Annotated in this window: 22 protein-coding genes and 1 pseudogene; all 23 read left to right on the top strand. The window is 40.8% G+C overall.

The window, feature by feature from the left end:
- Positions 1 to 55 precede the first annotated feature (55 nt).
- The 23 genes and pseudogenes from H8716_RS03245 to H8716_RS03135 all read left to right on the top strand — a co-directional run bounded on the left by H8716_RS03245 (position 56) and on the right by H8716_RS03135 (position 24,500).
- The gene (locus H8716_RS03245; RefSeq protein WP_249307067.1) at positions 56 to 538 is read left to right on the top strand and encodes an RNA polymerase sigma factor; all 483 of its coding nucleotides are present in this window, start codon (positions 56 to 58) and stop codon (positions 536 to 538) included.
- Entirely contained in the window at positions 528 to 1,124 is a 597-nt protein-coding gene (locus H8716_RS03240; protein WP_249307066.1) for a hypothetical protein, read from the top strand. The genes H8716_RS03245 and H8716_RS03240 overlap by 11 nt, the downstream gene beginning before the upstream one ends.
- 227 nt (positions 1,125 to 1,351) lie before the next feature.
- Entirely contained in the window at positions 1,352 to 2,956 is a 1,605-nt protein-coding gene (gene pckA, locus H8716_RS03235; RefSeq protein WP_249307065.1) for a phosphoenolpyruvate carboxykinase (ATP), read from the top strand.
- A 130-nt stretch (positions 2,957 to 3,086) separates the two neighbouring features.
- Complete coding sequence (locus tag H8716_RS03230) at positions 3,087 to 4,028, top strand: GTP-binding protein (RefSeq protein WP_249307064.1); 942 nt, start codon at positions 3,087 to 3,089, stop codon at positions 4,026 to 4,028.
- Between the two features lie 185 nt (positions 4,029 to 4,213).
- Positions 4,214 to 5,878 carry a hypothetical protein gene (locus H8716_RS03225; RefSeq protein WP_249307063.1) on the top strand — a complete coding sequence of 555 codons (1,665 nt, stop codon included), beginning with the start codon at positions 4,214 to 4,216 and terminating at the stop codon, positions 5,876 to 5,878.
- A 135-nt stretch (positions 5,879 to 6,013) separates the two neighbouring features.
- The gene (locus H8716_RS03220; RefSeq protein ID WP_249307062.1) at positions 6,014 to 7,552 is read left to right on the top strand and encodes a Na+/H+ antiporter NhaC family protein; all 1,539 of its coding nucleotides are present in this window, start codon (positions 6,014 to 6,016) and stop codon (positions 7,550 to 7,552) included.
- Positions 7,533 to 8,183 (top strand): C39 family peptidase, encoded by a 651-nt coding sequence (locus tag H8716_RS03215; RefSeq protein ID WP_249307061.1) that lies wholly within the window; start codon positions 7,533 to 7,535, stop codon positions 8,181 to 8,183. The genes H8716_RS03220 and H8716_RS03215 overlap by 20 nt, the downstream gene beginning before the upstream one ends.
- A 64-nt stretch (positions 8,184 to 8,247) precedes the next feature.
- Positions 8,248 to 9,642 (top strand): uracil-xanthine permease family protein, encoded by a 1,395-nt coding sequence (locus H8716_RS03210; protein WP_249307060.1) that lies wholly within the window; start codon positions 8,248 to 8,250, stop codon positions 9,640 to 9,642.
- Positions 9,643 to 9,679: 37 nt separating this feature from the next.
- Positions 9,680 to 10,309: a uracil phosphoribosyltransferase gene (upp, locus tag H8716_RS03205; protein ID WP_249307059.1), complete on the top strand. Its 630-nt coding sequence runs from the start codon at positions 9,680 to 9,682 to the stop codon at positions 10,307 to 10,309.
- 18 nt (positions 10,310 to 10,327) lie between these two features.
- The gene (locus H8716_RS03200) at positions 10,328 to 10,972 is read left to right on the top strand and encodes a trimeric intracellular cation channel family protein (RefSeq protein ID WP_249307058.1); all 645 of its coding nucleotides are present in this window, start codon (positions 10,328 to 10,330) and stop codon (positions 10,970 to 10,972) included.
- A gap of 82 nt (positions 10,973 to 11,054) precedes the next feature.
- Complete coding sequence (locus tag H8716_RS03195; protein ID WP_249307057.1) at positions 11,055 to 12,410, top strand: MATE family efflux transporter; 1,356 nt, start codon at positions 11,055 to 11,057, stop codon at positions 12,408 to 12,410.
- 50 nt (positions 12,411 to 12,460) lie between these two features.
- Positions 12,461 to 13,249 carry an NAD(P)-dependent oxidoreductase gene (locus tag H8716_RS03190; RefSeq protein WP_249307056.1) on the top strand — a complete coding sequence of 263 codons (789 nt, stop codon included), beginning with the start codon at positions 12,461 to 12,463 and terminating at the stop codon, positions 13,247 to 13,249.
- A 246-nt stretch (positions 13,250 to 13,495) separates the two neighbouring features.
- Entirely contained in the window at positions 13,496 to 13,696 is a 201-nt protein-coding gene (locus H8716_RS03185; protein WP_249307055.1) for a hypothetical protein, read from the top strand.
- A 141-nt stretch (positions 13,697 to 13,837) separates the two neighbouring features.
- The gene (locus H8716_RS03180; protein WP_249307054.1) at positions 13,838 to 15,436 is read left to right on the top strand and encodes a type I restriction-modification system subunit M; all 1,599 of its coding nucleotides are present in this window, start codon (positions 13,838 to 13,840) and stop codon (positions 15,434 to 15,436) included.
- Positions 15,437 to 15,438: 2 nt separating this feature from the next.
- Entirely contained in the window at positions 15,439 to 16,704 is a 1,266-nt protein-coding gene (locus tag H8716_RS03175; RefSeq protein WP_249307053.1) for a restriction endonuclease subunit S, read from the top strand.
- A 15-nt stretch (positions 16,705 to 16,719) separates the two neighbouring features.
- Positions 16,720 to 17,367, top strand: coding sequence for a DUF3990 domain-containing protein (locus H8716_RS03170; RefSeq protein WP_249307052.1), 648 nt, complete (start codon positions 16,720 to 16,722; stop codon positions 17,365 to 17,367).
- 11 nt (positions 17,368 to 17,378) lie between these two features.
- Positions 17,379 to 17,798: a hypothetical protein gene (locus H8716_RS03165; RefSeq protein ID WP_249307051.1), complete on the top strand. Its 420-nt coding sequence runs from the start codon at positions 17,379 to 17,381 to the stop codon at positions 17,796 to 17,798.
- Positions 17,795 to 18,268, top strand: a complete 474-nt coding sequence (locus tag H8716_RS03160) for an NADAR family protein (RefSeq protein WP_249307050.1) — start codon at positions 17,795 to 17,797, stop codon at positions 18,266 to 18,268. Before H8716_RS03165 ends, H8716_RS03160 begins: the two co-directional genes overlap by 4 nt.
- A gap of 73 nt (positions 18,269 to 18,341) precedes the next feature.
- A pseudogene (locus H8716_RS03155) lies at positions 18,342 to 18,812 on the top strand (restriction endonuclease subunit S); the annotation flags it as partial.
- A gap of 49 nt (positions 18,813 to 18,861) precedes the next feature.
- Positions 18,862 to 21,837, top strand: a complete 2,976-nt coding sequence (locus H8716_RS03150; RefSeq protein ID WP_249307049.1) for a type I restriction endonuclease subunit R — start codon at positions 18,862 to 18,864, stop codon at positions 21,835 to 21,837.
- Positions 21,838 to 21,901: 64 nt separating this feature from the next.
- Complete coding sequence (locus tag H8716_RS03145; RefSeq protein WP_249307048.1) at positions 21,902 to 22,828, top strand: site-specific integrase; 927 nt, start codon at positions 21,902 to 21,904, stop codon at positions 22,826 to 22,828.
- Positions 22,829 to 22,918: 90 nt separating this feature from the next.
- Complete coding sequence (locus tag H8716_RS03140; protein WP_249307047.1) at positions 22,919 to 23,425, top strand: nucleoside deaminase; 507 nt, start codon at positions 22,919 to 22,921, stop codon at positions 23,423 to 23,425.
- A gap of 142 nt (positions 23,426 to 23,567) precedes the next feature.
- Entirely contained in the window at positions 23,568 to 24,500 is a 933-nt protein-coding gene (locus H8716_RS03135; RefSeq protein ID WP_249307046.1) for a carbohydrate kinase family protein, read from the top strand.
- Positions 24,501 to 24,561 lie beyond the last annotated feature (61 nt).

Below are 24,561 nucleotides of genomic sequence, written 5' to 3'. Positions count from 1 at the left end.
CTGCTCATCTGTATTATAATTGAAGGTACCTGAAACAGAATAAAGGGGAGTACCCATGAGACAACCAGTACAGGAACTGATAGAGCGTTATCAGAAGAATCTTTACGCAGCGGCATTTAACATCTGCAAAAATCAGATGGATGCAGAGGACGTGGTTCAGGAGACGTTCGTTCAGTATTACACAATCAAAAAAGAATTTGAAAATGAGCGGCATATCAGGGCATGGCTTCTGCGAGTTGCGATTAATAAAGCGAAGAATCTCAGTATGACATTCTGGAAAAAGCATAAATGTTCCCTGGAAGATTATATGGAAACACTGGAGTTTACAGATACACATTCCAGAGATCTGTTTGAAGAAGTGATGAAACTCCCGGAAAAATACCGGATTGTGATCCATCTGTTTTATTATGAAGATTATTCCATATGGGAGATTGCCAGTATCCTGAAACTGTCGGAAAGCAATGTGAAAGTACGGCTTTCCCGTGGACGGACTATGCTGAAGAATTCATTGCAGGAGGAGTGGGAAGATGACGAATAAAGAAAAATACAAAAAAGCGTTTTCTGCATTAGAGCCTCATGAATGCTCATTTCAGGAGGTAGAACAGATGGCAGTATTACAGAAAAAAACAAAAATGAAGATAGCGGCAGCCATGATAACAGGATGTGTTCTTCTTGGTGGAACCGGAACAGCCTATGCCATGAACGTGGGTGGAATCCAGCGCATGGTACAGATCTGGATGCATGGAGAAAGGACAGATGCAGTGATGGATGTGACAAATGACGGGGAAGGTTACAGTATCACATGGAAAGATGAAAACGGAGAAGAGCGAGAAGTCAGCGGAGGTGGAATCGCCTATGAAGCGAATGGAAAACAACGTCCGCTGACAGCAGAAGAATATCTGGAAGAATGGGATTCCCCAGAGGTGGAATATCTGGATGATGGCAGTGTCTGGGTATATTATCGAGATCAGAAAATTGATATAACAGATAAATTCGATGAAGACGGTATCTGCTATGTTCAGGTAAAAGATGAGAAAGGTCCGATTTACATGACTATCAAATATCAGAATGGATGGGGAAGCAACAGAAAGAAATATATGGATCCGAAAGAAATGTGGGGGTAAAACAGATTTGAAAATATCAGATTTACAATGCCAGTTTTTACAGTATCCGCGGGAAATTGTATACAAAAATTATCAATAATTTTAGTTGATTTCTTCAAACATATTCTGTATACTAATGCTTGTGGAGAAAGTAACAATCTCCATATGAGGAGAAAGATACCGTATTTCCTGCATTTGCAGGCGGTTATCGAAATTAGATACTAGGAAAGAAAAGAGGTTAATGGAAGATGGCAGAGATCAATTTAAGCAAGTATGGCATCACAGGAACAACAGAAATCGTTCACAATCCTTCATACGAACAGCTTTTTGAAGAAGAGACAAAAGCCGGACTGGAAGGTTACGAAGTAGGTAAAGTTACAGAACTTGGTGCAGTGAATGTTATGACAGGTATTTATACAGGACGTTCTCCTAAAGATAAATACATTGTTATGGATGAGAATTCCAAAGATACTGTATGGTGGACAACAGATGAATACAAGAACGACAACCATCCAATGCCAGAAAATGTATGGGAAACCGTAAAAGAAATCGCTAAGAAAGAACTTTGCAACAAGAGACTGTTTGTTGTAGATGCTTTCTGTGGAGCAAACAAAGATACACGTATGGCAGTTCGTTTCATCGTTGAAGTAGCATGGCAGGCACACTTCATCACAAACATGTTCATCACACCATCAGCTGAAGAACTTGAAACATTCGAGCCAGACTTCGTTGTATATAACGCTTCTAAAGCAAAAGTTGAAAACTACAAAGAATTAGGACTGAACTCCGAAACATGTGTAGCATTCAACATCACAAGCCGTGAACAGGTTATCATTAACACATGGTACGGCGGAGAAATGAAAAAAGGTATGTTCTCTATGATGAACTACTACCTGCCACTGAAGGGCATCGCAGCAATGCACTGCTCAGCTAACACAGATAAGAATGGTGAAAACACCGCAATCTTCTTTGGTCTGTCTGGAACAGGTAAGACAACACTTTCCACAGATCCTAAGAGACTTCTGATCGGTGATGACGAACACGGCTGGGATGACAACGGCGTATTCAACTTTGAAGGTGGATGCTACGCAAAAGTTATCAACCTGGATAAAGAATCTGAACCAGATATCTACAATGCAATCAGACGTGACGCTCTTCTTGAGAACGTTACAGTTGCAGCAGATGGCAAGATCGATTTCGCTGATAAGAGCGTAACAGAAAACACTCGTGTTTCCTACCCAATCGATCATATCGAAAACATCGTTCGCCCGGTATCTTCCGCACCGGCAGCTAAGAACGTAATCTTCCTGTCAGCAGATGCATTTGGAGTACTTCCTCCAGTATCTATTCTGACACCGGAACAGACACAGTACTACTTCCTGTCTGGTTTCACAGCTAAACTGGCTGGTACAGAACGTGGAATTACAGAACCTACACCTACTTTCTCAGCTTGCTTTGGTCAGGCATTCCTGGAACTGCATCCTACAAAATATGCAGAAGAGCTGGTTAAGAAGATGGAAAAGAGCGGAGCAAAAGCTTACCTGGTTAACACAGGATGGAACGGAACCGGAAAACGTATCTCCATCAAAGATACTCGTGGTATCATTGATGCAATCCTGAACGGAGATATCAAGACAGCTCCTACAAAGACAATTCCAATGTTCAACTTCGAAGTTCCTACAGAACTGAACGGTGTTGATACAGGAATCCTGGATCCTCGAGATACCTATGCTAACGCTTCCGAATGGGAAGAAAAAGCAAAAGACCTGGCTGGCAGATTCGTTAAGAACTTCGCTAAATACGAAGGAAATGAAGCTGGTAAAGCACTGGTTGCAGCAGGACCACAGCTGTAAGATGCAAATTGCATAATGAAGACTGATATGGATCGGGTGTGAATTTTCACACCCGATTCTTTTTACGCGGGCACCGACCGAAGTGAAATGAAGAGCGGAATGCAGATGCCGCGTTGATATGAGGGAAGATATGGTAAAAGTAGACTTGATTACCGGATTTCTGGGATCCGGAAAAACCACATTTATAAAAAAATATGCAAAATATCTGATGGATACAGGAGAAAATATATGTATTCTGGAGAATGATTTTGGAGCAGTGAATGTGGATATGATGTTGCTGCAGGGACTTATGGGAGACAAGTGTGAACTGGAGATGGTGGCGGGCGGATGTGATGAAGACTGCCACCGGAGACGATTTAAGACGAAGCTTATATCCATGGGGATGTGCGGTTATGACCGTGTTCTGATCGAACCGTCAGGAATTTTTGATGTGGATGAATTCTTTGATATTCTCAGGGAAGAGCCATTGGACCGCTGGTATGAGATTGGATCTGTGTACACCATTGTGGATGCAGGGCTGAACACGGATCTGTCAGAAAGTTCCAGATATATGCTGGCACAGCAGGCTGCCTGTGCGGGAAAAATCGTGATGAGCAGAACACAGTGCGTCAGCCCTGAGAAGGAAAAGGAAACAGAAGATTTTTTACAGAAAGTTCTGGCAGAATTTCAGTGCAGCAGAAGTCTGGAACATGATATTTACAGAAAAGACTGGAATAAAATGAATGACAGTGATTTTCAGGAGTTGACAAAAAGTGGATACCGTACAGAAAAATGTGGGAAACTCTGGATGGATCAGAGAGAAGCATACACATCTGTTTATTACATGAATTTGCCGATTCAGGAAACAGAATTGAAAGATGTGGCAGAAAGGATCCTGAAAGATAAGGAGTGTGGAAAGGTATTCCGTATCAAAGGCTTTCTGAAAAAAGAAGACGGAAGCTGGCTGGAACTGAATATCACCCATGATCAGATGTCTGTGGAACCTATCCCGAAGGGACAGGAAGTCATTATTGTGATCGGAGAAAAACTGAATCAGGAAAAAATAAACTGGTATCTGGGAAAACAGCTATGACAAATATACATTATTATGATTTATTAGCAAATGGTGGCAGTGCAAATTGCCATATTTATATTGCAAGATACTGCATTTTCATGTATGATTCTAATAGAGTGTTTCGGAAGAAGGGACATTTAAAATAATTATTTCGCCTTATGAATGGCGGGAATGAACAACGTTCGATACGATAGGAGGAGAACATGAGTAAATTCAAGAAGTGGTTAGGTAAAACAGCAGTAGCAGCAACCGTAGGTGTGGTATCTCTGCAGGCATCTGCCAGTGCAGCACCATTAGATGATTTGAATGCAATTTTGGAAAAACAGGCACAGGCAGAGACTCCGTCACCGATCAGTACGATGTTGGATTGGGACAATATTGTAAAAGCAATGAATGAAGGCGGGGCACAGGTCAGCATCAATGCAACGATTCCGGAAGAACTGCTGGCAGATGCAGAATTGCCGGAACAGTTACAGGGAGATCTGGGTCTGACAGCAGATACAACCATTGATCTGAAGGATAAGCAGTGGCTGTTTAAACTGGCAGCAGCAGTGAACGCAGATAATATTGCAAGCCTTTCCCTGTATGGGGATGAGAACCAGCTGGCACTGACACTTCCGGAATTTTTATCTAAGACAGTGGCATTGAAGGCCGGAAGTTTTAAAGAACAATATGAAGGTTCTGTATGGGAGGAGTTTTTTGGCGAACTGGATATGCCGGAAGATATCGATATGAAGTTCTTCCCGGAAGGCTCAGCATCTGCAGAAGATGCTACAGATCTGCTGGGGAATATTAAGGCAATTCTGGAAAAAGCTACGACATCTGCGCAGGATGCCATGAATGTGGAAACCAGAGAGGATGCAGAATACCCGGGCGTCACCTTCTATGATGCAACCTATGATACTGAGAGTGTAATGAGTATCTACAGTGATCTCCTGACGGAACTTTCTTCCGTACTGAGTGCTTCAGGAGTGACAGGGGTAGAAGACTTTGATGCTGCTATGGAAGAATCTCTGGAACAGGGAAAAGCAGTACTGGGAGATCAGTTTACCATTACTTACTGGGTAGAAAACGATCTGGTAACGAAGATGACCATGACAATGAAGATGGACGAAAGCCTGATCGATGAACAGAATGATACCTTATCAGATCTGGATAATGACGCAGAATCTGAGGAAGAAGAAGTAACAACGGCTGCTGAAGACAGTGAATCGTCGGTTGTGATTATGGATCTTGTATATACCTTTACAGATCCGGCGAATATGTCAGCAGGATTTGACATGGATATGGATATCTATGAAGAAGGGGCAGAAGAAGATGCTATGCATCTGGCATATGCATTTGCCAATGAGACTACAGACAGCAAGATGGATGTGAAAGTGAACCTGAAAGCATCTGACAGTGAGGAGACATTTATCGATGCCGATATCTTCACTATGAATTTTGATGCAGAGAGCGGAGCACTGGATATGGAGATCAGTATCCCGGATGAAGAGACCGGAACAGATGTAGGTATGACTCTGAACAGCACATTTGAAGATGTACAGGAAGGCAAGGGCTTTACATGGACTCTGAACAACCTGACACTGGCTGCAGACGGCGAAGAATTACCGCTGCTGACCGGCTATGTAACTGTAAATGCGGATTATGAAAAGATCGAAACACCTGCAGATGCAGAGATGCTGGCAGATATGGACTCTGCCGGTGTGATGGGACTGATTATGGAGCTTCAGTCCAATGCAGAAAGCTGGATGGAAAAATGGGGTCTGGCAGAAGAGGAGACAGATGAAGACGGTATCACGACTTTTCCTGAGACAGATGAAGAGATACCGGTAGTCGATGATCTGGAAACAGAGACAGAAGCATAACCTGACAGCAAAAGAAGTATAGAGAAAAAGGAGAACGGTTCAGGATTCATTCATGACAGGGAAAAGTCAGAAACAAAAGGGATTCTGGACCGTTTTTTAAAGTGATAAGGAAAAGAGAGAAGAGGAAGAGAGTATATGGACGGATCAGTATTTATAGGAACAGCCTGGGCGCTGCTTCCGCCATTGCTGGCAATTGTGCTGGCACTTGTAACCAAAGAGGTATACAGTTCCCTGTTTGTCGGGGTAGCACTGGGGGCATTGCTCTGTACGGGCTTCCATCCGTGGAATGCTTTTGTTACTTTGTTTGATATTATGAAAAGCAGTATGAATCTGAATATTCTGATTTTTGATGTGCTGCTGGGTATGATTATTGTGCTGATGTCCAAGTCGGGTGGGTCTGCCGCTTACGGTAACTGGGCCAGTAACCATATTAAGTCCAGAAAAACAGCCATGCTGGCAACCACAGGGCTTGGTGTACTGATTTTTGTGGATGATTACTTTAACTGTTTGACAGTAGGATCTGTTATGCGTCCTGTGACGGACCGTTTTAAGATCTCCAGAGCGAAGCTTGCCTATATTATTGATGCAACAGCAGCACCGATCTGTATTATTGCACCGGTTTCCAGCTGGGCAGCAGCCGTAAATTCCTATGTACCTGCAGATGCCGGGATTACAGGATTCCAGCTTTTCTTACGGACCATTCCGTATAACCTTTATGCCATTCTGACATTAGTTATGGTAATCTATGTCTGTGTGACCGGATTTGATTTCGGTCTGATGAAGAAGCATGAAGAAAATGCGAAAAAAGGTGATCTTTTTACCAGTGGTGCAGAAGAGTTCGAAAATGTAAAGAATGAAGAAGTATGCCCGAATGGAAAAGTATATGATCTGATTCTTCCGGTTCTGGTGCTGATTGTATCTGCCATCGGAGCTATGGTGTATACAGGATTCTTAGGCGGTGCAACAGATGTGGTATCTGCCTTCTCAGGATGTGATGCGGAAACCAGTCTGATTTTTGCCACGATGCTGACAATTTTCTTTATGTTAGTTTTGTATCTGCCAAGAAAAGTAGTGACGTTTAAAGGTTTTATGGACAGTTTTGTGGAAGGATTCCGTCTGATGATTCCGGCAGTTGCCATTCTGATCTTTGCGTGGACCTTAAAGGGTGTCAGCGATACACTGGGACTGGCTGAATTTGTAGGAGGTGTGGTAGGTTCCCATACTTCTGCAGGTGTGATTATTCCAGCTATTATGTTTATGGTAGGTGTGTTTCTGGCATTTTCCACCGGAACAAGCTGGGGAACTTTTGCGATTCTGGTACCGATTGTAGTTGCCATGTTCCCGGATGCAAAGCAGCTCGAAATGATGATTATTTCCGTATCCGCAGTTTTGGCAGGTGCAGTGTGCGGAGACCATGTTTCTCCGATCTCAGATACGACAGTTATGTCCTCGGCGGGGGCACAGAGTAACCACATTAACCATGTATCTACACAGATGCAGTATGCAGCAGTGGTTGCTGTTGTCTGTGTAATTGGTTATGTGATAGCCGGATTTGTGAAGATCTGGTGGATTACGTTAGGAGTCAGTGCAGCTATGCTGCTTATGGTACTTACTTTCATGAAAAAATATAACAATGGTGAGGAAAGTGCGGGAAATGAAAAAGCATCTGATTAGAGTCCCGTACATCAATCAGAGCCTGAACTATCCGACGGGGTGCGAAAGTGTCTCGTCGGTTATGCTGTTAAGACATCTTGGTTATCAGGTGACGGTGGATGAATGGATTGAAAACTATCTGGAATGTCAGGAATTTGAAACCAGGGAGGATATCGTGTATGGCGGTGACCCACGGAAAGTATTCTGCGGAAGTCCTTACAGGGAAGACGGAATGGGCTGCTATGCACCTGTGATCTGTAAGACCTTGAACAAAGTGTTTGAAAAAGAAGGAATCTACCATGCAGTGGATGAGACAGGAAGTTCCATGGAAGAACTGCTCAGTACCTACATTGACCAGGGAATGCCGGTGGTTTTCTGGGCATGCATTGACATGAAGGAACCGATTGTAGGACCGTCATGGAAACTGGAAGAAGCTCCACAGGAGACATTCACCTGGATCTCCAATGAACACTGCATGCTGTTGGTTGGATATGACGAAGAAGGATATTACTTCAATGATCCATATGAAAATCATGGAGTGATCCGTTATGAAAAAGAACTGGTGCAAAAGCGGCATGAGGCTCAGTATGCCATGGCAGTTGGAATTCAATACAAAAATGGGAATGCAATTACAGCAAACACTGCTAATTGACCAAAGTGCAGTAAACTACTATAATAGGTAGGAGAAAAATTATATAAGGAAAGAGGAGATTAAAATGAACGAGCGGAATGATGCAATACGTGATGTCTCGAAGCTGGGGCTTCCTAAGACGCTGCTTCTTGGACTTCAGCACATGTTTGCTATGTTTGGTGCAACGATTCTGGTGCCGATTCTGGTAAACAACTATTTTGAAGGCGAAGGACTCTCCATACAGGTTACCCTGTTCTGCGCAGGTTTGGGTACCTTATTTTTCCATTTTTGTACAATGTTGAAAGTTCCGGCATTTCTTGGATCATCGTTTGCCTTTCTTGGGGGATTTTACACGGTGTCCCAGTTAAATACCGGAATTTTTGCGGATATGACTATGGGTGAAAAGCTGCCTTATGCATGTGGTGGGATTGTGGTGGCCGGACTGCTATATCTGGTACTGGCACTGATTGTAAAGCTGGCAGGTGTAAAACGCGTTATGTATTTCCTGCCACCGATTGTGACCGGACCGATTATTATCTGTATCGGACTGAGCCTGGCACCATCAGCAATCAGTAATGCATCATCCAATTGGTTTCTGGCATTCACTGCACTGGCTGTGGTAATTATCTTTAATATCTGGGGAAAGGGCATGTTTAAGATTATCCCGATCCTGATGGGGGTCATGATCTCTTACGGCCTGGCGCTGATCTTGAATGCAATGGGTGTTACGAATGCAGACGAAAGTGCGATACTGGACTTTTCCAAAGCAGCTTCTGCCGGATTGGTTGGATTACCGCCTTTCCAGATCTGTAAGTTCCATCTGACACCGATTCTGATTATGGCACCGATTGCTCTGGCATCTATGATGGAACATATCGGAGATATCAGTGCGATCTCAGCTACAGTAGGAGAAAACTTTATAGAAGATCCGGGACTTCACCGTACACTGATCGGTGACGGACTGGCCACTTCTCTGTCGGCACTGATCGGAGGACCGGCAAATACGACTTATGGAGAGAATACCGGTGTTCTGGAACTGAGCCGTGTATATGATCCAAAGGTGATCCGTCTGGCAGCAATTTATGCAGTGATTCTGAGTATGATCCCGAAGATGGCAGAGATCATCGGTTCCATGCCATCTGCGATTGTCGGCGGAGTCAGCTTTATCTTATACGGTATGATTTCTGCTATCGGTGTACGTAACATTGTAGAGAACAAGGTAGATTTTACCAAGTCAAGAAATCTGATCATTGCAGCAGTGATTCTGGTATGCGGTCTGGGATTCTCAGACGGGCTGACATTCCACGTACTTGGTACCGATGTTACACTGACCAGCCTTGCCATTGCAGCAATTGCAGGTATTCTCTTAAATGCAATTCTTCCTGGTAATGATTATGAATTCGGTAAGAACGCAACCGGAGATATCAGCAGAGGACTTGGCATCAATCCTCAGAATTCAGATCTGAAAGAAAAGAAATAAAGATACTGTAAATTAATAATACATTTGGAGGAAAACTATGAGTAACGTAATTGAAATGACACATCCACTGATTCAGCACAAAATTACCAGACTGCGTGACAAGAATACAGGAACAGCAGAATTCAGCTCTCTGGTAGAAGAGATAGCCATGTTGATGGGTTATGAAGCATTAAAGGACCTTCCGCTGGAAGAGATTGAGATTGAAACACCGATTGAGACATGCAAGTCCCCTGTGATCGCAGGAAAGAAACTGGCTATTGTTCCAATTCTGAGAGCAGGACTCGGTATGGTAAGCGGTGTGCAGGCACTGGTACCAACGGCAAAGATCGGACATATCGGTCTGTACCGTGATGAGGTAACACATATTCCACACGAATACTACTGCAAGCTGCCGAATCCGATTTCTGAACGTCTGATCGTAGTAACGGACCCGATGCTGGCTACCGGCGGTTCTGCCATCGCAGCAGTGGATTTTATTAAACAGCACGGTGGAAAGAAGATCAAATTCATGGCAATTATTGCAGCTCCGGAAGGTCTGAAAAAGCTTCAGGAGGCACATCCGGATATTCAGATTTATGTTGGACATATTGACCGTGAACTGAATGAAAATGCATATATCTGCCCGGGACTTGGTGATGCCGGAGACCGTATTTTCGGTACAAAATAAGTAACTGGGGGATATATTATGTCTGGAACGATCGACCTGACTTTTGTTCTGGAAATGATTGGGACGGTTGCGTTTGCCTTGTCAGGTGCCATGGTTGCCATTCAGAAACGTCTGGATTTCCTTGGCATTTTGGTACTGGGTATTACAACCGCAGTTGGAGGCGGTATGATCCGTGATCTTATCATCGGGGTTCATCCGCCAATGATGTTTGTCAAGCCGATTTACGTCATGGTATCTATGATATCTATCCTGATTCTTTTCCTTGTGATCAAAATCAATCATGCTTCCCCAAAATTCCTGGAATCAGCATTATATGAAACCCTCTTTAACCTGATGGATGCCATCGGGTTGGGGGTTTTTACCGTTGTAGGAGTAAATTCTGTTATGAATAATGATATGAACCATATGCTGTTCCTGAAGATTTTTCTTGGGGTAATTACCGGTGTGGGCGGTGGTCTGCTGCGCGACATGATGGCAAATGAGACACCGGGTATTCTGCGGAAACATGTATATGCCTGTGCATCTATTGCAGGGGCAATCAGTTATATTCTGCTATATGACTGGCTGCATTCCGGTGTGGCTATGATCTTATCGATCATCTTAGTAGTAGTGATCCGTGTACTTGCCAAGCATTATGAGTGGAATCTGCCAAAAGCACTCTGATGCGGAGAAATGAGTGCACTGTGAGGCATGTTGCTGGTCATGGAGTGAACAGTAACAACGAAAGAGGTAAGAAGGAGTTTTTATGAGTGAAAATGTAAGAGAAAATAAAATGGGTACCATGCCCATTCCGAAACTGTTGTTTACGATGTCGCTGCCACTGATATTATCTATGCTGGTACAGGCGCTGTATAATATTGTAGACAGCGTTTTTGTGGCACAGATTAATGAAAATGCACTGACAGCCGTATCACTGGCATTTCCGATTCAGAACCTGATGATTTCCGTTGCTTCCGGTACGGGAGTTGGTGTAAATGCACTTTTGTCCAAGAGTCTGGGTGAAAAAGAGATGGACAAAGTACATAAAGCAGCTAATAACGGTGTGCTTCTTGCAATCTGCAGTTATCTGGTATTTGCAGTCATTGGACTGGTGGGATCACGTGCATTTTTTGCCACCCAGACCACAGATCCGGAGATTCTGGAATATGGTGTGCAGTATATGACGGTAGTCTGCGTCTGTTCTTTTGGTCTGTTTATGCAGATTTGTATGGAACGTTTGCTGCAGTCCACAGGTATGACTCTCTATAACATGATTTCCCAGGGAACCGGTGCAATTGTGAATATTATTCTGGATCCGGTATTTATCTTTGGTATTGGTTTTATTCCGAAAATGGGTGTGGCAGGTGCTGCCATTGCCACGGTTATCGGACAGTTCTGCGGTATGTGCATCGGCATTTACTGTAATCTGAAGAAAAACAAAGAAATCCAGTTTTCCTTTAAACGGATGCGTTTTGATGGCGAAACTGCAAAAGAGATCTATGTAGTTGGGGTGCCGTCGATTCTGATGATGTCCATTGGATCGGTTATGACTTATGGTATGAATAAAATTCTCCTGGGATTTTCTTCTACAGCGGCGGCTGTATTTGGGGTATATTTCAAGCTCCAGAGCTTTTTCTTCATGCCGGTATTCGGACTGAATAACAGTCTGGTTCCGATCATTGCTTATAATTACGGAGCAAGAAACAAAGCAAGAATCATGCAAACCGTAAAACTGGGATGTGGTGCAGCTGTAACGATTCTGGTGCTGGGAGCTATTGTATTCCAGACTATGCCGGCAACACTGCTTCGAATGTTCAATGCATCGGAAGATATGATCAGCATCGGAGTTACAGCTTTGCGAATCATCAGTCTCAGCTTCCTGCTGGCTGGCTTTTGTATTGTCATCGGTTCCGTATTCCAGGCATTGGGAAATGGTATGTACAGCCTGATTACATCCGTGTGCCGTCAGCTTCTGGTATTGCTTCCGGTAGCCTATATCTTCGCCCATATGTTTGGCCTGCATGCCGTGTGGTGGTCCTTCCCGGTGGCAGAACTGGCATCCCTGGCAGCATCTGTGTATTTGCTGAAAAGGATATATAATTCGCATCTGAGAGATTTGTGAGAAATAGAGGCGTGCTTATGTCTACATTATTAGTAGCAAGCTGAGTTCCGGTGGAGATTCTTTCAGCGGGAAAAAATCTGAAGGTGATCTGCAATCTTGGCGTAGGATACGATCATATTGACGTGGATCTGTGCAGTGAACATGGAGTTTCTGTCATTAATACGCCAGAAGCAGTGTGTGAATCCATCGCAGAATATGCCGTAGCCCTGATGATGACGCTTTGCAGGGGGACCATACATTATGATCAGTTTGCAAGAAAGGAACTGCGTACAGAATCCAGATGTTTTCTTGATTACGGGATGCTGCTTTATGGAAAAACACTGGGGATTTTAGGATTTGGCAGGATCGGGCAGGCGGTTGCCCGTAAAGCCAGAGGACTTGGAATGCAGATTATTTATTACAGTCCATCCAGAAAGCCAGAGGCAGAAAAAAATATCGGAGCAGCATACGGTACTTTTGATGAAGTACTGGAAAAAGCAGATGTGGTAAGCTGCCACATGCCATATACGCCACAGAACCATCATATTATCAATGAACATTCCTTTGAGAAAATGAAGAAAATGGCATATTTTCTGAATACAGCCAGAGGTCCGATTGTAGATGAAGAAGCACTGATTCAGGCACTGAAAAGCCATCGTATCCGCGGAGCAGCCGTGGATGTCTATAAACAGGAACCACACATTTCAGAAGAACTGACAAAACTGGATAACATTGTACTGGGACCACATATTGCCAGCAATGTATACGAAACAAGAAGTGCGATGGCAAGAGAAGCACTTGACGGGGCATGCGCTATTTTAAGAGGCGAAAAGCCGTCCAATCTTGTGAATCCACAATGATCCAGATAACTTTGGATAGAGATTATACCAGATGTGAAATGACTCCCACCTTTGTAGGTGGCGAGTAACAAATCAGTATCAGTGGTGGGAGTCAATCACCCATCTGATATAACCTCTGGCAGGATTGCAGAGATGCGCAGAAGAAGTATGTCATGCATTGCATGACGCGCATCTCGCAGCAAGAATGCCGAGGCATTCTTGAATTTTTCAAAACAGCAAGAAGTCAGGAAAGGATTGGGAGAGATTATGGGCGGAAAAGTTCTGGAATTAGAATCGGATAAACTGATTAAAAAAGGCAGGCAGATCGGAGAACAGATCGGAGAGAAGAACGTGACAGAGCTGACAAAAAAGCTGTTAGCAGAAAATCGCCTGGATGATTTGAAAAGAAGCGTAGAAGATCCAGAATATCAGAGAAAGCTGCTACAGGAAATGGAAGGAACAAAATAGTTATGGCGGGGCTATCGTGCAAATTGCGATAGCTCTATTTGACTTTAAAAGTACAATCTTCTAAATGGGTATGATATACTTGGAATATGAATAGCAGCTATAGACTGCGTATGGGAAAAAGCAGATTTGGAGGAACAAAAGATGGCTGAATTGGAAAACAGCAAGGATTTAATCAGTGTATTGTGGAGTGGCGCAGATATTCTTCGATCAAAGATGGATGCAAATGAATACAAAGATTATTTGCTTGGCATTGTTTTTTATAAGTATTTATCGGATTCTTTTTTGATTAAAGTATATGACATGATATGTGATGGAAAACCAGAGACGCTGAGAGAAGCATTGAATGTCTATATAGAAGAGTTAAAAGGTGAAGATGCAGAAGAATTAAAAGAGCAAATGAAAGATGAGTGTCATTATGTTATAGAACCAGAATTAACCTATACTTATTTTGCGGATGCAGCAAGAAATAATTCATTTAACCGTGAGCAGCTACAAAAAGGATTCAACAATATAGAACAAAGTGATCCAATATTTGCAGATTTGTTTACAGATATTGATTTGTATTCTAACCGACTTGGAACTGGTGATCAGAAGCAGAGTGATACAGTTGCCAGTTTAATAAAAGAAATTGATAAAGCGGATTTGTTAAATTCAAATGCAGAGATATTGGGAAATGCGTATGAATACCTGATAGGACAGTTTGCATCAGAGACAGGAAAAAAGGCAGGAGAATTCTATACACCACAGGCGGTATCTAAGATACTAACCCAGATTGCCATTGCAGGTCAGGAAGATAGGAAAGGTTTGTCTGTATATGATCCTTGTATGGGATCGGGTTCATTGCTTTTAAATGCGAAAAAGTATGCAGAGCATCCGGGATATATTAAATATTATGGTCAGGAATTGAATACATCGACTTACAATCTGGCAAGAATGAATATGTTCTTACATGGCATTGCCGCAGAAAATCAAAAGCTTCGTAATGGCGATACTTTGGATGGAGACTGGCCAACCGAAGAGGAAACAGACTTTCATATGGTGCTTATGAATCCACCATATTCTGCAAAGTGGAGTGCGGCAGCAGGATTCTTACAGGACGAGAGATTCAGTGATTATGGTGTCCTGGCTCCGAAATCAAAAGCAGATTATGCTTTTTTACTTCATGGTCTGTATCATTTGAAGAGTAATGGAACAATGGCAATTGTTTTACCGCACGGTGTTCTTTTCAGAGGCGCGGCAGAATGGAAAATTAGAGAAAAACTGCTTCGTTCTGGAAATATCTATGCAGTGATTGGATTGCCGGCGAATCTGTTCTACAACACGTCTATACCGACCTGTATTATTGTGTTAAAAAAGCACAGAGATGGAAGAGATGTACTCTTTATAGATGCTTCAAAGAAATTTGATAAAGGTAAGAAACAAAATGAAATGACAGATGACCATATCAAATCTGTCATGGAATTATATACAAAACGTGAAACAGTAGAGAAAGAATCATTCCTTGCGCGCTTCGAAGATATTGAGAAAAATGATTTTAATCTCAATATCCCTCGTTATGTAGATAATTTTGAAAAAGAAGAAGAGGTGGATTTGTCTGAATTACTGACAGAAATGAAGAAAACAGACGAAGAACTGGAACAGGTACAGGGAGAATTCCTGTCACTCCTCAAAGAACTGACATCTGATGATGAAACAATCATGTCCTCATTAAACGATTTGATTGGGAAAATGGAGGGGTAGATATGGCAAAACCAAAGATCAGATTTAAAGGTTATACAACAGATTGGGAACAGCGTAAGTTGAACGAGATTGCCGATAAGGTATCAGAGAAGAATAAAAATAATGAATTTTCAGAACCGTTTACAAACTCAGCAGAACAGGGAATCATTAGTCAGAAGGACTATTTTGATAGAGAGATTGTAAACAATGAAAATCTGGATGGTTATTATATCGTCAGAAATGATGACTTCATTTATAATCCTAGAATTTCTGTAACGGCTCCTGTTGGACCGATAAATCGTAACAGGCTTGGTAGAAATGGTGTAATGTCGCCACTTTATACGGTATTTAGAACACATGATATAGATAATCTATATTTGGAATTTTATTTTAAAACTACGAAGTGGCATCGCTTCATGAAATTAAACGGAGATTCAGGTGCTCGATTTGACAGATTTACGATTTCGTCAACACAGTTTATGGAAATGCCAATTCCATATCCAACGTTAGAGGAACAGCGAAAAATTGGGGAGTATTTTGATTCTCTTGACCACCTCATCACTCTTTACCAGCGAAAGTATGATGAAGTAAAAAAATTGAAAAAATTTATGCTTCAAAAAATGTTTCCACAAAATGGTCAGAAAGTTCCAGAAATTCGATTTGCAGGATTTACGGAAGATTGGGAACAGCGTAAGTTGGGAGAACTTGTGAAAGAGGGAATTTTGGAAGCACCTTTAGATGGAAACCACGGAGAGAAACATCCAACTTCAGATGAGTATGTAGATTCTGGAATTCCTTTTTTGATGGCATCGGATATTCATAATGGAGAAGTAAATATTCATTCATGCAAATATATTACAAAAGAAAGAGCAGAAAGACTTGATAAGGGATTTGCACGAAATGGAGATGTTCTACTAACACACAAGGCAACTATTGGCGAGACTGCTATTTTAAGCAATTTGATGACGGAATATGCAATGTTAACACCTCAGGTTACTTACTATAGAATTAAAAATGAAGAACGGTTAAACAGAGAGTATTTGTATTCCTTTTTTAATTCTTTAGATTTCCAAACTGAGTTAAAAACTAAAGCGGCACAATCTACAAGACCATATATTGGAATCACTGCTCAACAAAATTTGAAAATAATTTTACCAGCGGAAATTGATGAACAAAGAAAAATTGGTCTCTATTTTAGGAACCTCGACCACCTCATCACTCTTCACCAGCAGAAGTGTGATGAATTGAAAAATATCAAGAAATTTATGCTACAGAACATGTTTGTATAGGAGAAAATGAGCAAAATGGGAAAATTAATATTATATCATGGAACTCCAGATAAAGCGATTGCCCCAATTTATGGTGGTGGAAATGACAAACATGATTATGGACGTGGATTTTATTTGACAGAAAGTCTGGAACTGGCGAAAGAATGGGCTGTATGTAGACCAAATGAGAAAAATGGATGGGTACATAAGTTTGAATTGGATTGCGGTGAACTGAATATATTAGATTTGGAAGAAAAAAATATATTATCCTGGCTTGCTGAACTGATGAAGCATAGAGATGCGGCAGATTCTAAGAGATATCGTATGCTTTCAACAAAATTTATTGATAAGTATGGTATAGATACGGATAATTATGATGTGATAAAAGGATGGAGGGCCAATGCATCTTATTTTTATATAGCAAAGGAATTTGTCAGGGATAATATTGATTTAGATATTCTGGAAGAGTTACTTTCGCTTGGTGGACTTGGAATTCAATATTGTATAAAAACAGAACTGGCATATTCCAAGCTAACAGAAATAAAAGATGAATTAACAATGGTTGATTATTCTGAATTTAATTATAAATATAATCAAAGAGACATTGATGCAAGACGGAAAATGCGTGATTTAGTGAATTCTGATGCAAATAAAGTAACAAAGGTGTTCAGTACACTGTTTTGAAAGGTGATAAAATGCGGGCTTATTCAGATGCTTATTTAGAAGATGTAGTTGAAAATCAGGGAAAATTGTTTGATTTTGTAGCACAGTCATTTCCTGATAAAGATACAGAAGATTTTATCAATACCTATATGAAAAGTAGAACCAGAAAAAGTATTGATAGAGCAATGGCTTATGTAAATACAATGGATGCGAAAGAGTTATGGAAATATTTTTCAGATACTGAGAAATATGAATTGAAACCGGGAAAAGCAATAGAGGGCTTCATGCCAGATTGGATTGGTGAATTTTATGCATATTATCAATGGTATTATAATTTGCCAAGTGCTGAGCTAGTGAAGAAAATTCCGGTGGATTTTTTGGAAAAGTCTTATTATGGACTTCATGATTTGGACTTACGGTTAGCTGTACAAAAGGTTGGTGAGATTCAGTGAAAATCATGTGTTTTCATAATCCAGATGAAGAAAACGGCTATTTAAGTAACTGGTATTCATCGGATTTTATAGCGGATAATATAAAATTTTCATCAATGGAACAGTATATGATGTATAAAAAGGCTGTTTGTTTTGCAGATACAGAAATAGCATATAAAATTTTGGAAACAAGCAATGTAGCAGAGATAAAAACATTGGGACGCCAAGTGAGTAGATATAACGAAAATATCTGGAATGGGATACGGCAGATTGTTGTATATGAAGGGCTCATCGACAAATTTTCCCAGAGTATTTTGTTGAAAGAACAATTAAAAAAAACAAAAGATGCTATTTTAGCAGAATGCGCAGTAAAAGATCGGATATGGGGAATTGGATTATCCATGAATGATCCAAAAAGATTGGATATGAATCAATGGAAAGGACAAAATCTGCTGGGATATACATTAATGATGGTAAGAGAGAGACTGTAAAAGAACGTATGCTTGGGAACAGCGTAAGTTATCTGATTGCGCTGGATTTCGTAGAGGTTCGTTTCCGCAACCATATGGAAATAAGGATTGGTATGATGGAGAAGGGGCAATGCCATTTGTTCAAGTTGCAGATGTTTCAGACGACATGAAACTTGTTGATGATACAAAACAAAAGATAAGTAAATTAGCACAGCCTATGAGTGTGTGTGCCGAAGAAGGCTCTGTGCTTGTAACATTACAAGGAAGCATTGGAAGGGTTGCAATCACGCAATATAAAGCTTTTGTAGATAGAACAGTACTTATTTTTGACAAGTACAATGCTGACATTGATAAAACTTTTTGGGCGTACATTATCAAGGAAAAGTTTATAGAAGAAGCAAGAAAAGCTCCTGGAGGAACAATCAAAACAATAACCAAAGAGGTTCTATCTGACTTTGATTTGATGCTACCAAGTTATGATGAACAGAAAATGTTAGGAAAGCTATTACATTCACTCGACCACCTCATCACTCTTCACCAGCGAAAGTATTTTGCCATGCTATGAATGAAAAATATATACAATCTCATCAATAATTACAAAGGAGAAGAAAATTATGCCAGAATTGGAGTCAATGATAGAACAAAAATTGATTGAACAGTTGATTTACGGTGAATCTCAGTGGACTTACCGGGCAGATTTGAAGACTGAGGCAGACTTATGGGCTAATTTTAAATATATTCTCGAACAAAATAACAAAGATAGATTGAACGGAGAGCAGTTATCAGATTCTGAATTTGAACAGGTAAAGAATCAATTACAGTTTTCGTCTTTCTATAAGGCAGGCGAATGGTTGGTTGGTGAAAATGGGAAAGTTCAGGTTCATGTTCAAAGAGACACAGAAAGATTGCACTTAGTGGTGGTGAATCATGAACATATTGCAGGTGGAAGCAGTGTATATGAAGTGATTAATCAGTATAGTGCGTTAAGGTCATCAGAAGATAAATCGATACCTGCAAGAGATAGAAGATTTGATGTGACGCTGCTGATAAATGGTCTGCCCCTGATACATATAGAACTTAAGAATAAACAACATTCTTATATGGATGGATTCTGGCAGATTAAGAAGTATATCAGTGAAGGAAAATTTACCGGCATATTTTCAGCAGTGCAGATGTTTGTGGTCAGCAATGGGGTGGATACCAGATACTTTGCAGCAGCCAGTGACACAGAACTGAATCCGAAATTTATGAGTGGATGGGTAGACAAGGATAATAACCCAGTAGCGGATTATCTTAATTTTACGAAAAGTGTGCTTCGAATACCAGAAGCTCATGAGATGATTGCCAGATATACAGTTCTGGATGAGGATGCCAAGAGACTGATTCTGCTACGACCATATCAGATACATGCGATTGAATCAATTCGAGAAGCTTCAAAGACAGGAAAATCAGGATTTGTATGGCATACAACCGGATCTGGAAAGACATTGACATCTTATAAAGCAACCAGAAATCTTCTCATGGATATTCCAGCAATTGATAAGGCAATTTTTTTGATTGACCGGAAGGATCTGGATACACAGACCACTATGGCATTTCAGGCATACGCAAATAATGATCTGGTGGATGTGGATGAAACAGATAATGTAAATGATCTGAAGAGAAAACTGAAATCTGATGACCGCCAGGTAATCGTGACGACGATTCAGAAAATGCAGATTTTAATCACTAAAAGATTAAAGGAAGATACGCCAGAATATCGGAAAATTAAGAATTTGAGGATTGCATTTGTGGTAGATGAATGTCATCGTGCGGTTACTCCGAGAACCAAGAGAGAATTGGAGCGATTTTTTGGACGTTCTCTTTGGTATGGTTTTACAGGGACACCACGTTTTGCAGAGAATCCATATCCGCAGATGGGAGATTTGCCACGGACTACGGAAGAATTATATGGTGAACGACTTCATCGATATACGATACAGAACGCAATTCATGACAAAGCAGTGTTGGGTTTTCAGGTGGAACATAATGGACCGAAAAATATTGTAGATGAAGCAGACAACAGTGTTTATGAGAATGAAACACACATGCTAAGGGTGCTGGATATTATTTTGAACAGGTCTTATCATAAACTGGGATTTCAAAATGGAAAAGGGCAGACCTATGAAGGGCTTCTTACAACAAGTTCCATTCAGATGGCACAGAAATATTATGAATTATTAACAAAAGTAAAGAACGGAGAAACGGACCTTGTCATTGATGAAAAAATCAAGCAGGTGCTTCCAGATTTCCCCAAATTTGCTATCACGTATTCTGTAACAGAGAATGAGGAAGGCTCTCATGTAAATCAGGAGAAGATGCAGAAATCACTGGATGACTATAATGCTATGTTTGGGACAAAGTATGAACTCTCACAAATACAGGCATACAATGGAAATCTGAATAAGAGATTAGCCAGAAAAAATGCAAAGTTTAAGAGCCGTAGTGAGCAGCTAGATCTAGTTATTGTGGTAGATCGGCTTCTGACAGGGTTTGATGCACCGTGTATGTCTACAATTTTTATTGACAGGCAGCCAATGGGACCACATGATCTGATACAGGCGTTTTCACGAACCAACCGTATTTATGATAAAAATAAAACTTATGGTCAGATTGTAACATTTCAGGCACCAAAATTATTTAAGAAGTGTGTGGATGATGCGGTAAAATTATATTCCGCTGGAAGTACGGAAACAGCACTTTTGGCAGAATGGGATGAAATTGAACCGGCGTTTCGAAAGGCTTTGTCAGCGCTGAGAGTCTGCGCAGAGACACCATCAGCCATTCCGGAAATGTCAATGAAAGAAAAGAAGATATTTATCAAAATATTCCAGTCGTTTGATAAACTTTTTGCACAACTGAAATCGTTTACAAAATATGATGACAGTATGCTAGAAGAATATGGAATAACAGAAGCAGAATATGATGATTATGTTGGACATTATAAAAATATAATAGAAGAAATTCGGAATGAAAAGGATACGAATGATGACAATCAGGATGACACACAGATAGATCAGGATTATGAATTGATGGCATACAGTAATACGAAAATTGATTATGAATATATCATCAATTTGATACAGGATATTGTTACTCCAGAAGAAGAGGAAAAAGATATTACACCAGAAGAACGTCAGAAAAAAGTGAATGAAGTAAAACAATATGTAGAAGATTTGCGAAAGGATAATGAAAAAGTAGCAGATATCATGTCTGATCTGATAGAAGATATTGAAAAAGATGATACTCATTATAGAGGAAAGTCCATTCTGAATATTGTGGAAAATATGAAACACGACTGTGTGGAAAGAGTGATTAATGAGTTTTGCATTACCTGGTATGCGTCAAAAGAGGATGTGATGTACGCAGCTACGCATTATAGAAACGGTGAAATACCAAATGAAAGTGCTATTAAGGCAACCGTTGATTATACCAGCTACAAGGAGACACATGAAAAACCATTGCCGAAGTTTAAATATTATAATCGAATGATGGAAGAACTGAAGAAAACATTGGATGAAGAAGTAAAGCCGCTTATAATGATTGCATAAAACAAAGAATATTATGTAAAGTGGTTGTATCGGCGTAAGTAATTTTCAGGAATGGAGAATACTTATGATAAATGATACATACAATAATGAACTTTTTTGCAATTATTATGCACAATGGATTGAAGTATATAAAAGAGGTGCGATCAGAGATGCTACGATGGCGAAGTACCTGATGACACAAAAATGGGTAGAAAAACTGGTACCTGAATTAAAAGTGTCTCAATTGACGAGAACGGTATACCAACAGTTGCTAAATGATTATGCAAAAGAGCATGAGAGACAGACGACACTGGATTTTCATCATCAACTGAAAGGAGCAATCCTGGATGCAGTAGATGAAGGAATGATAGACAGGGATCCAACCAGAAAGGCAATTATAAAAGGAAAAACGCCAGGAACAAAGAAAATAAAATATTTGAATCAGTTTGAACTGCATACATTGCTTGCTAATCTTGACATCAAAGAAGAAGTAAACTGGGACTGGTTTATTCTTCTTGTAGCAAAAACAGGAATGCGATTTTCAGAAGCACTGGCAATTACACCGGCAGATTTTGATTTTTCCAGACAGACATTATCCATAAGTAAAACCTGGGATTATAAAGGTAAAGGCGGATTTCTACCGACAAAAAATAAATCCTCTATAAGAAAAATTCAGATTGACTGGCAGATTGTTGTGAAGTTTTCCGAATTAACAAAAAATCTTCCTGAGAACGAACCTATTTTTGCTGGGAATAAGAAAATCTATAATTCTACAGTAAATGATATACTTACAAGACACTGTAGAAGGTGTGGCATATCAGAGATTTCGATTCATGGTCTCCGCCATACACATGCATCGTTGTTACTATTTGCGGGAGTGTCCATTGCCAGTGTAGCGCGCAGATTAGGACATGCCAGTATGACTACAACACAGAAAACATATCTTCATATTATTCAGGAACTGGAAAATAAAGATGTAGATCTGGTAATGAGAACATTATCAGGATTATAAAATCAAGTTGCAATGGAAATTCTTACGCTGACAATTGAAAACTGATATTGTTTAGAAAATTTGTAAAAAAATTATGAGGAGAATCAATCTATGACATATAAAGAAAATGATGCCCGTCAGGGTATTGGTATGCAAGAAGATGAAAAATTCATGTGGGAGGCGCTTCACCTATCTCGCCAGGCGGTGGAGCATGGAAATGAGCCGTTTGGAGCGGTGCTTGTAAAGAATGGTGAGATTGTATTCAGTAATGAAAACCAGATTTATACCAGGCACGATCCGACGTTTCACGGAGAAGCAGGTCTTATCCGTGAATTTTGTGCACAGACTGCCATTACAGATTTACGTGAATATACATTGTATTCCAGTTGTGAACCATGTTTTATGTGTAGTGGGGCGCTTGTCTGGGTGAAACTGGGACGTCTGGTATATGGAGCAAGCAATATGGAACTGGAACATATTCTGGGAAACGAAGGATGTAACTGCTCCAGAATGGTATTTGAACACTCTTTCTGGCAGCCGGAAGTGACAGAAGGGATTCTGCGAAAAGAAGCATTGGAAATATTGGAAAAATATTTCAGTACTAATAAAAAAGGCTGATTACGGTGTATGATAAAACTTATTGTGAAGCGGGTAATTATTGAATGGACGCAGACGTTCCGGTGAAATGCGAAAACCAGTGGCGAAAAAAGTCGAATCGGGTTATAATAAATACAATATTGCGAAATAATCGGAGGAATGAATGGGAATAGTAGTAATTGGTGCAGTATTTGTAGATATCAAAGGCTTTCCGGATGATGCTTATATTCCGGATGGCCGGAATGTGGGAAGAGTTGAATATATTCATGGCGGTGTCTGTCGGAATGTGGCAGAGGACATTGCCAATGTGGAACTGAGACCGACCTTTATCAGTATCGTAGATGATTCGGCACTTGGTGCAGATGTTCTGAAAAAGCTGAACAATCACAGAGTGGATACCAGATACATTCAGGAGATTCCGGGTGGAATGGGAACCTGGCTGGCAGTGTTTGATAATCATGGAGATCTAGCGGGATCCATCTCTCAGAGATCGGATATGATGCCGATTATGAAGGTTCTGGAAGAACATGGTGACGAGATTTTTTCACAGGCAGATTCCGTTGTGGTACAGGCAGATATGCACAAGGACTTGATGAAGAAAGTATTTGCGCTGGCAGATAAATATGAGAAAAAGATTTTTGCCATTGTATCGAATATGAGCATTGCGGTGGAACGCCGCGATCTGTTGCAGAAAGTAGACTGTTTTGTCTGCAACCATCTGGAAGCAGGCATGCTGTTTGCGGATGATTACAGCCAAAAAGAACCGGAAGAATTATGTGAGATTCTGGCACAGCGAGTGACACTGGGCAAGATTCCATCTATGATTGTGACCATGGGCGAAAAGGGATCTGTCTATGCAGATATGAACGGAACGAAGGGTATCTGTCCGGCACGTCAGGTTATGGTGAAGGATACTACAGGAGCAGGGGATGCATTCTTTGCAGGTGTGACCATCGGACTGACCTATGGAAAGACACTGGAAGAATCTGCACAGATCGGAACGAAGCTGGCAGCATCTGTTATTACCTCTTCAGAGAATGTATGTCCGAGATTCCTGCCAAGAGAACTGGGACTGGATATGGATCCAATCGAGTAAATTAGAGACATGTATACCAGATGTGAGATGACTCCACCTCGTTAGGTGGCGAGGAGCAAAT

The organism is Jingyaoa shaoxingensis (assembly GCF_014385005.1).
Taxonomy (GTDB): domain Bacteria; phylum Bacillota; class Clostridia; order Lachnospirales; family Lachnospiraceae; genus Marvinbryantia; species Marvinbryantia shaoxingensis.
This window is presented reverse-complemented; position numbering and strand designations above follow the sequence as displayed.

Excerpts from the sequence above, each read along its gene's own strand:
- H8716_RS03245 (WP_249307067.1), top strand. The coding sequence starts at position 56 with ATGAGACAACCAGTACAGGAACTGATAGAGCGTTATCAGAAGAATCTT.
- H8716_RS03240 (WP_249307066.1), top strand. The coding sequence starts at position 528 with ATGACGAATAAAGAAAAATACAAAAAAGCGTTTTCTGCATTAGAGCCT.
- pckA (WP_249307065.1), top strand. The coding sequence starts at position 1,352 with ATGGCAGAGATCAATTTAAGCAAGTATGGCATCACAGGAACAACAGAA.
- H8716_RS03230 (WP_249307064.1), top strand. The coding sequence starts at position 3,087 with ATGGTAAAAGTAGACTTGATTACCGGATTTCTGGGATCCGGAAAAACC.
- H8716_RS03225 (WP_249307063.1), top strand. The coding sequence starts at position 4,214 with ATGAGTAAATTCAAGAAGTGGTTAGGTAAAACAGCAGTAGCAGCAACC.
- H8716_RS03220 (WP_249307062.1), top strand. The coding sequence starts at position 6,014 with ATGGACGGATCAGTATTTATAGGAACAGCCTGGGCGCTGCTTCCGCCA.
- H8716_RS03215 (WP_249307061.1), top strand. The coding sequence starts at position 7,533 with ATGAAAAAGCATCTGATTAGAGTCCCGTACATCAATCAGAGCCTGAAC.
- H8716_RS03210 (WP_249307060.1), top strand. The coding sequence starts at position 8,248 with ATGAACGAGCGGAATGATGCAATACGTGATGTCTCGAAGCTGGGGCTT.
- upp (WP_249307059.1), top strand. The coding sequence starts at position 9,680 with ATGAGTAACGTAATTGAAATGACACATCCACTGATTCAGCACAAAATT.
- H8716_RS03200 (WP_249307058.1), top strand. The coding sequence starts at position 10,328 with ATGTCTGGAACGATCGACCTGACTTTTGTTCTGGAAATGATTGGGACG.
- H8716_RS03195 (WP_249307057.1), top strand. The coding sequence starts at position 11,055 with ATGAGTGAAAATGTAAGAGAAAATAAAATGGGTACCATGCCCATTCCG.
- H8716_RS03185 (WP_249307055.1), top strand. The coding sequence starts at position 13,496 with ATGGGCGGAAAAGTTCTGGAATTAGAATCGGATAAACTGATTAAAAAA.
- H8716_RS03180 (WP_249307054.1), top strand. The coding sequence starts at position 13,838 with ATGGCTGAATTGGAAAACAGCAAGGATTTAATCAGTGTATTGTGGAGT.
- H8716_RS03175 (WP_249307053.1), top strand. The coding sequence starts at position 15,439 with ATGGCAAAACCAAAGATCAGATTTAAAGGTTATACAACAGATTGGGAA.
- H8716_RS03170 (WP_249307052.1), top strand. The coding sequence starts at position 16,720 with ATGGGAAAATTAATATTATATCATGGAACTCCAGATAAAGCGATTGCC.
- H8716_RS03165 (WP_249307051.1), top strand. The coding sequence starts at position 17,379 with ATGCGGGCTTATTCAGATGCTTATTTAGAAGATGTAGTTGAAAATCAG.
- H8716_RS03150 (WP_249307049.1), top strand. The coding sequence starts at position 18,862 with ATGCCAGAATTGGAGTCAATGATAGAACAAAAATTGATTGAACAGTTG.
- H8716_RS03145 (WP_249307048.1), top strand. The coding sequence starts at position 21,902 with ATGATAAATGATACATACAATAATGAACTTTTTTGCAATTATTATGCA.
- H8716_RS03140 (WP_249307047.1), top strand. The coding sequence starts at position 22,919 with ATGACATATAAAGAAAATGATGCCCGTCAGGGTATTGGTATGCAAGAA.
- H8716_RS03135 (WP_249307046.1), top strand. The coding sequence starts at position 23,568 with ATGGGAATAGTAGTAATTGGTGCAGTATTTGTAGATATCAAAGGCTTT.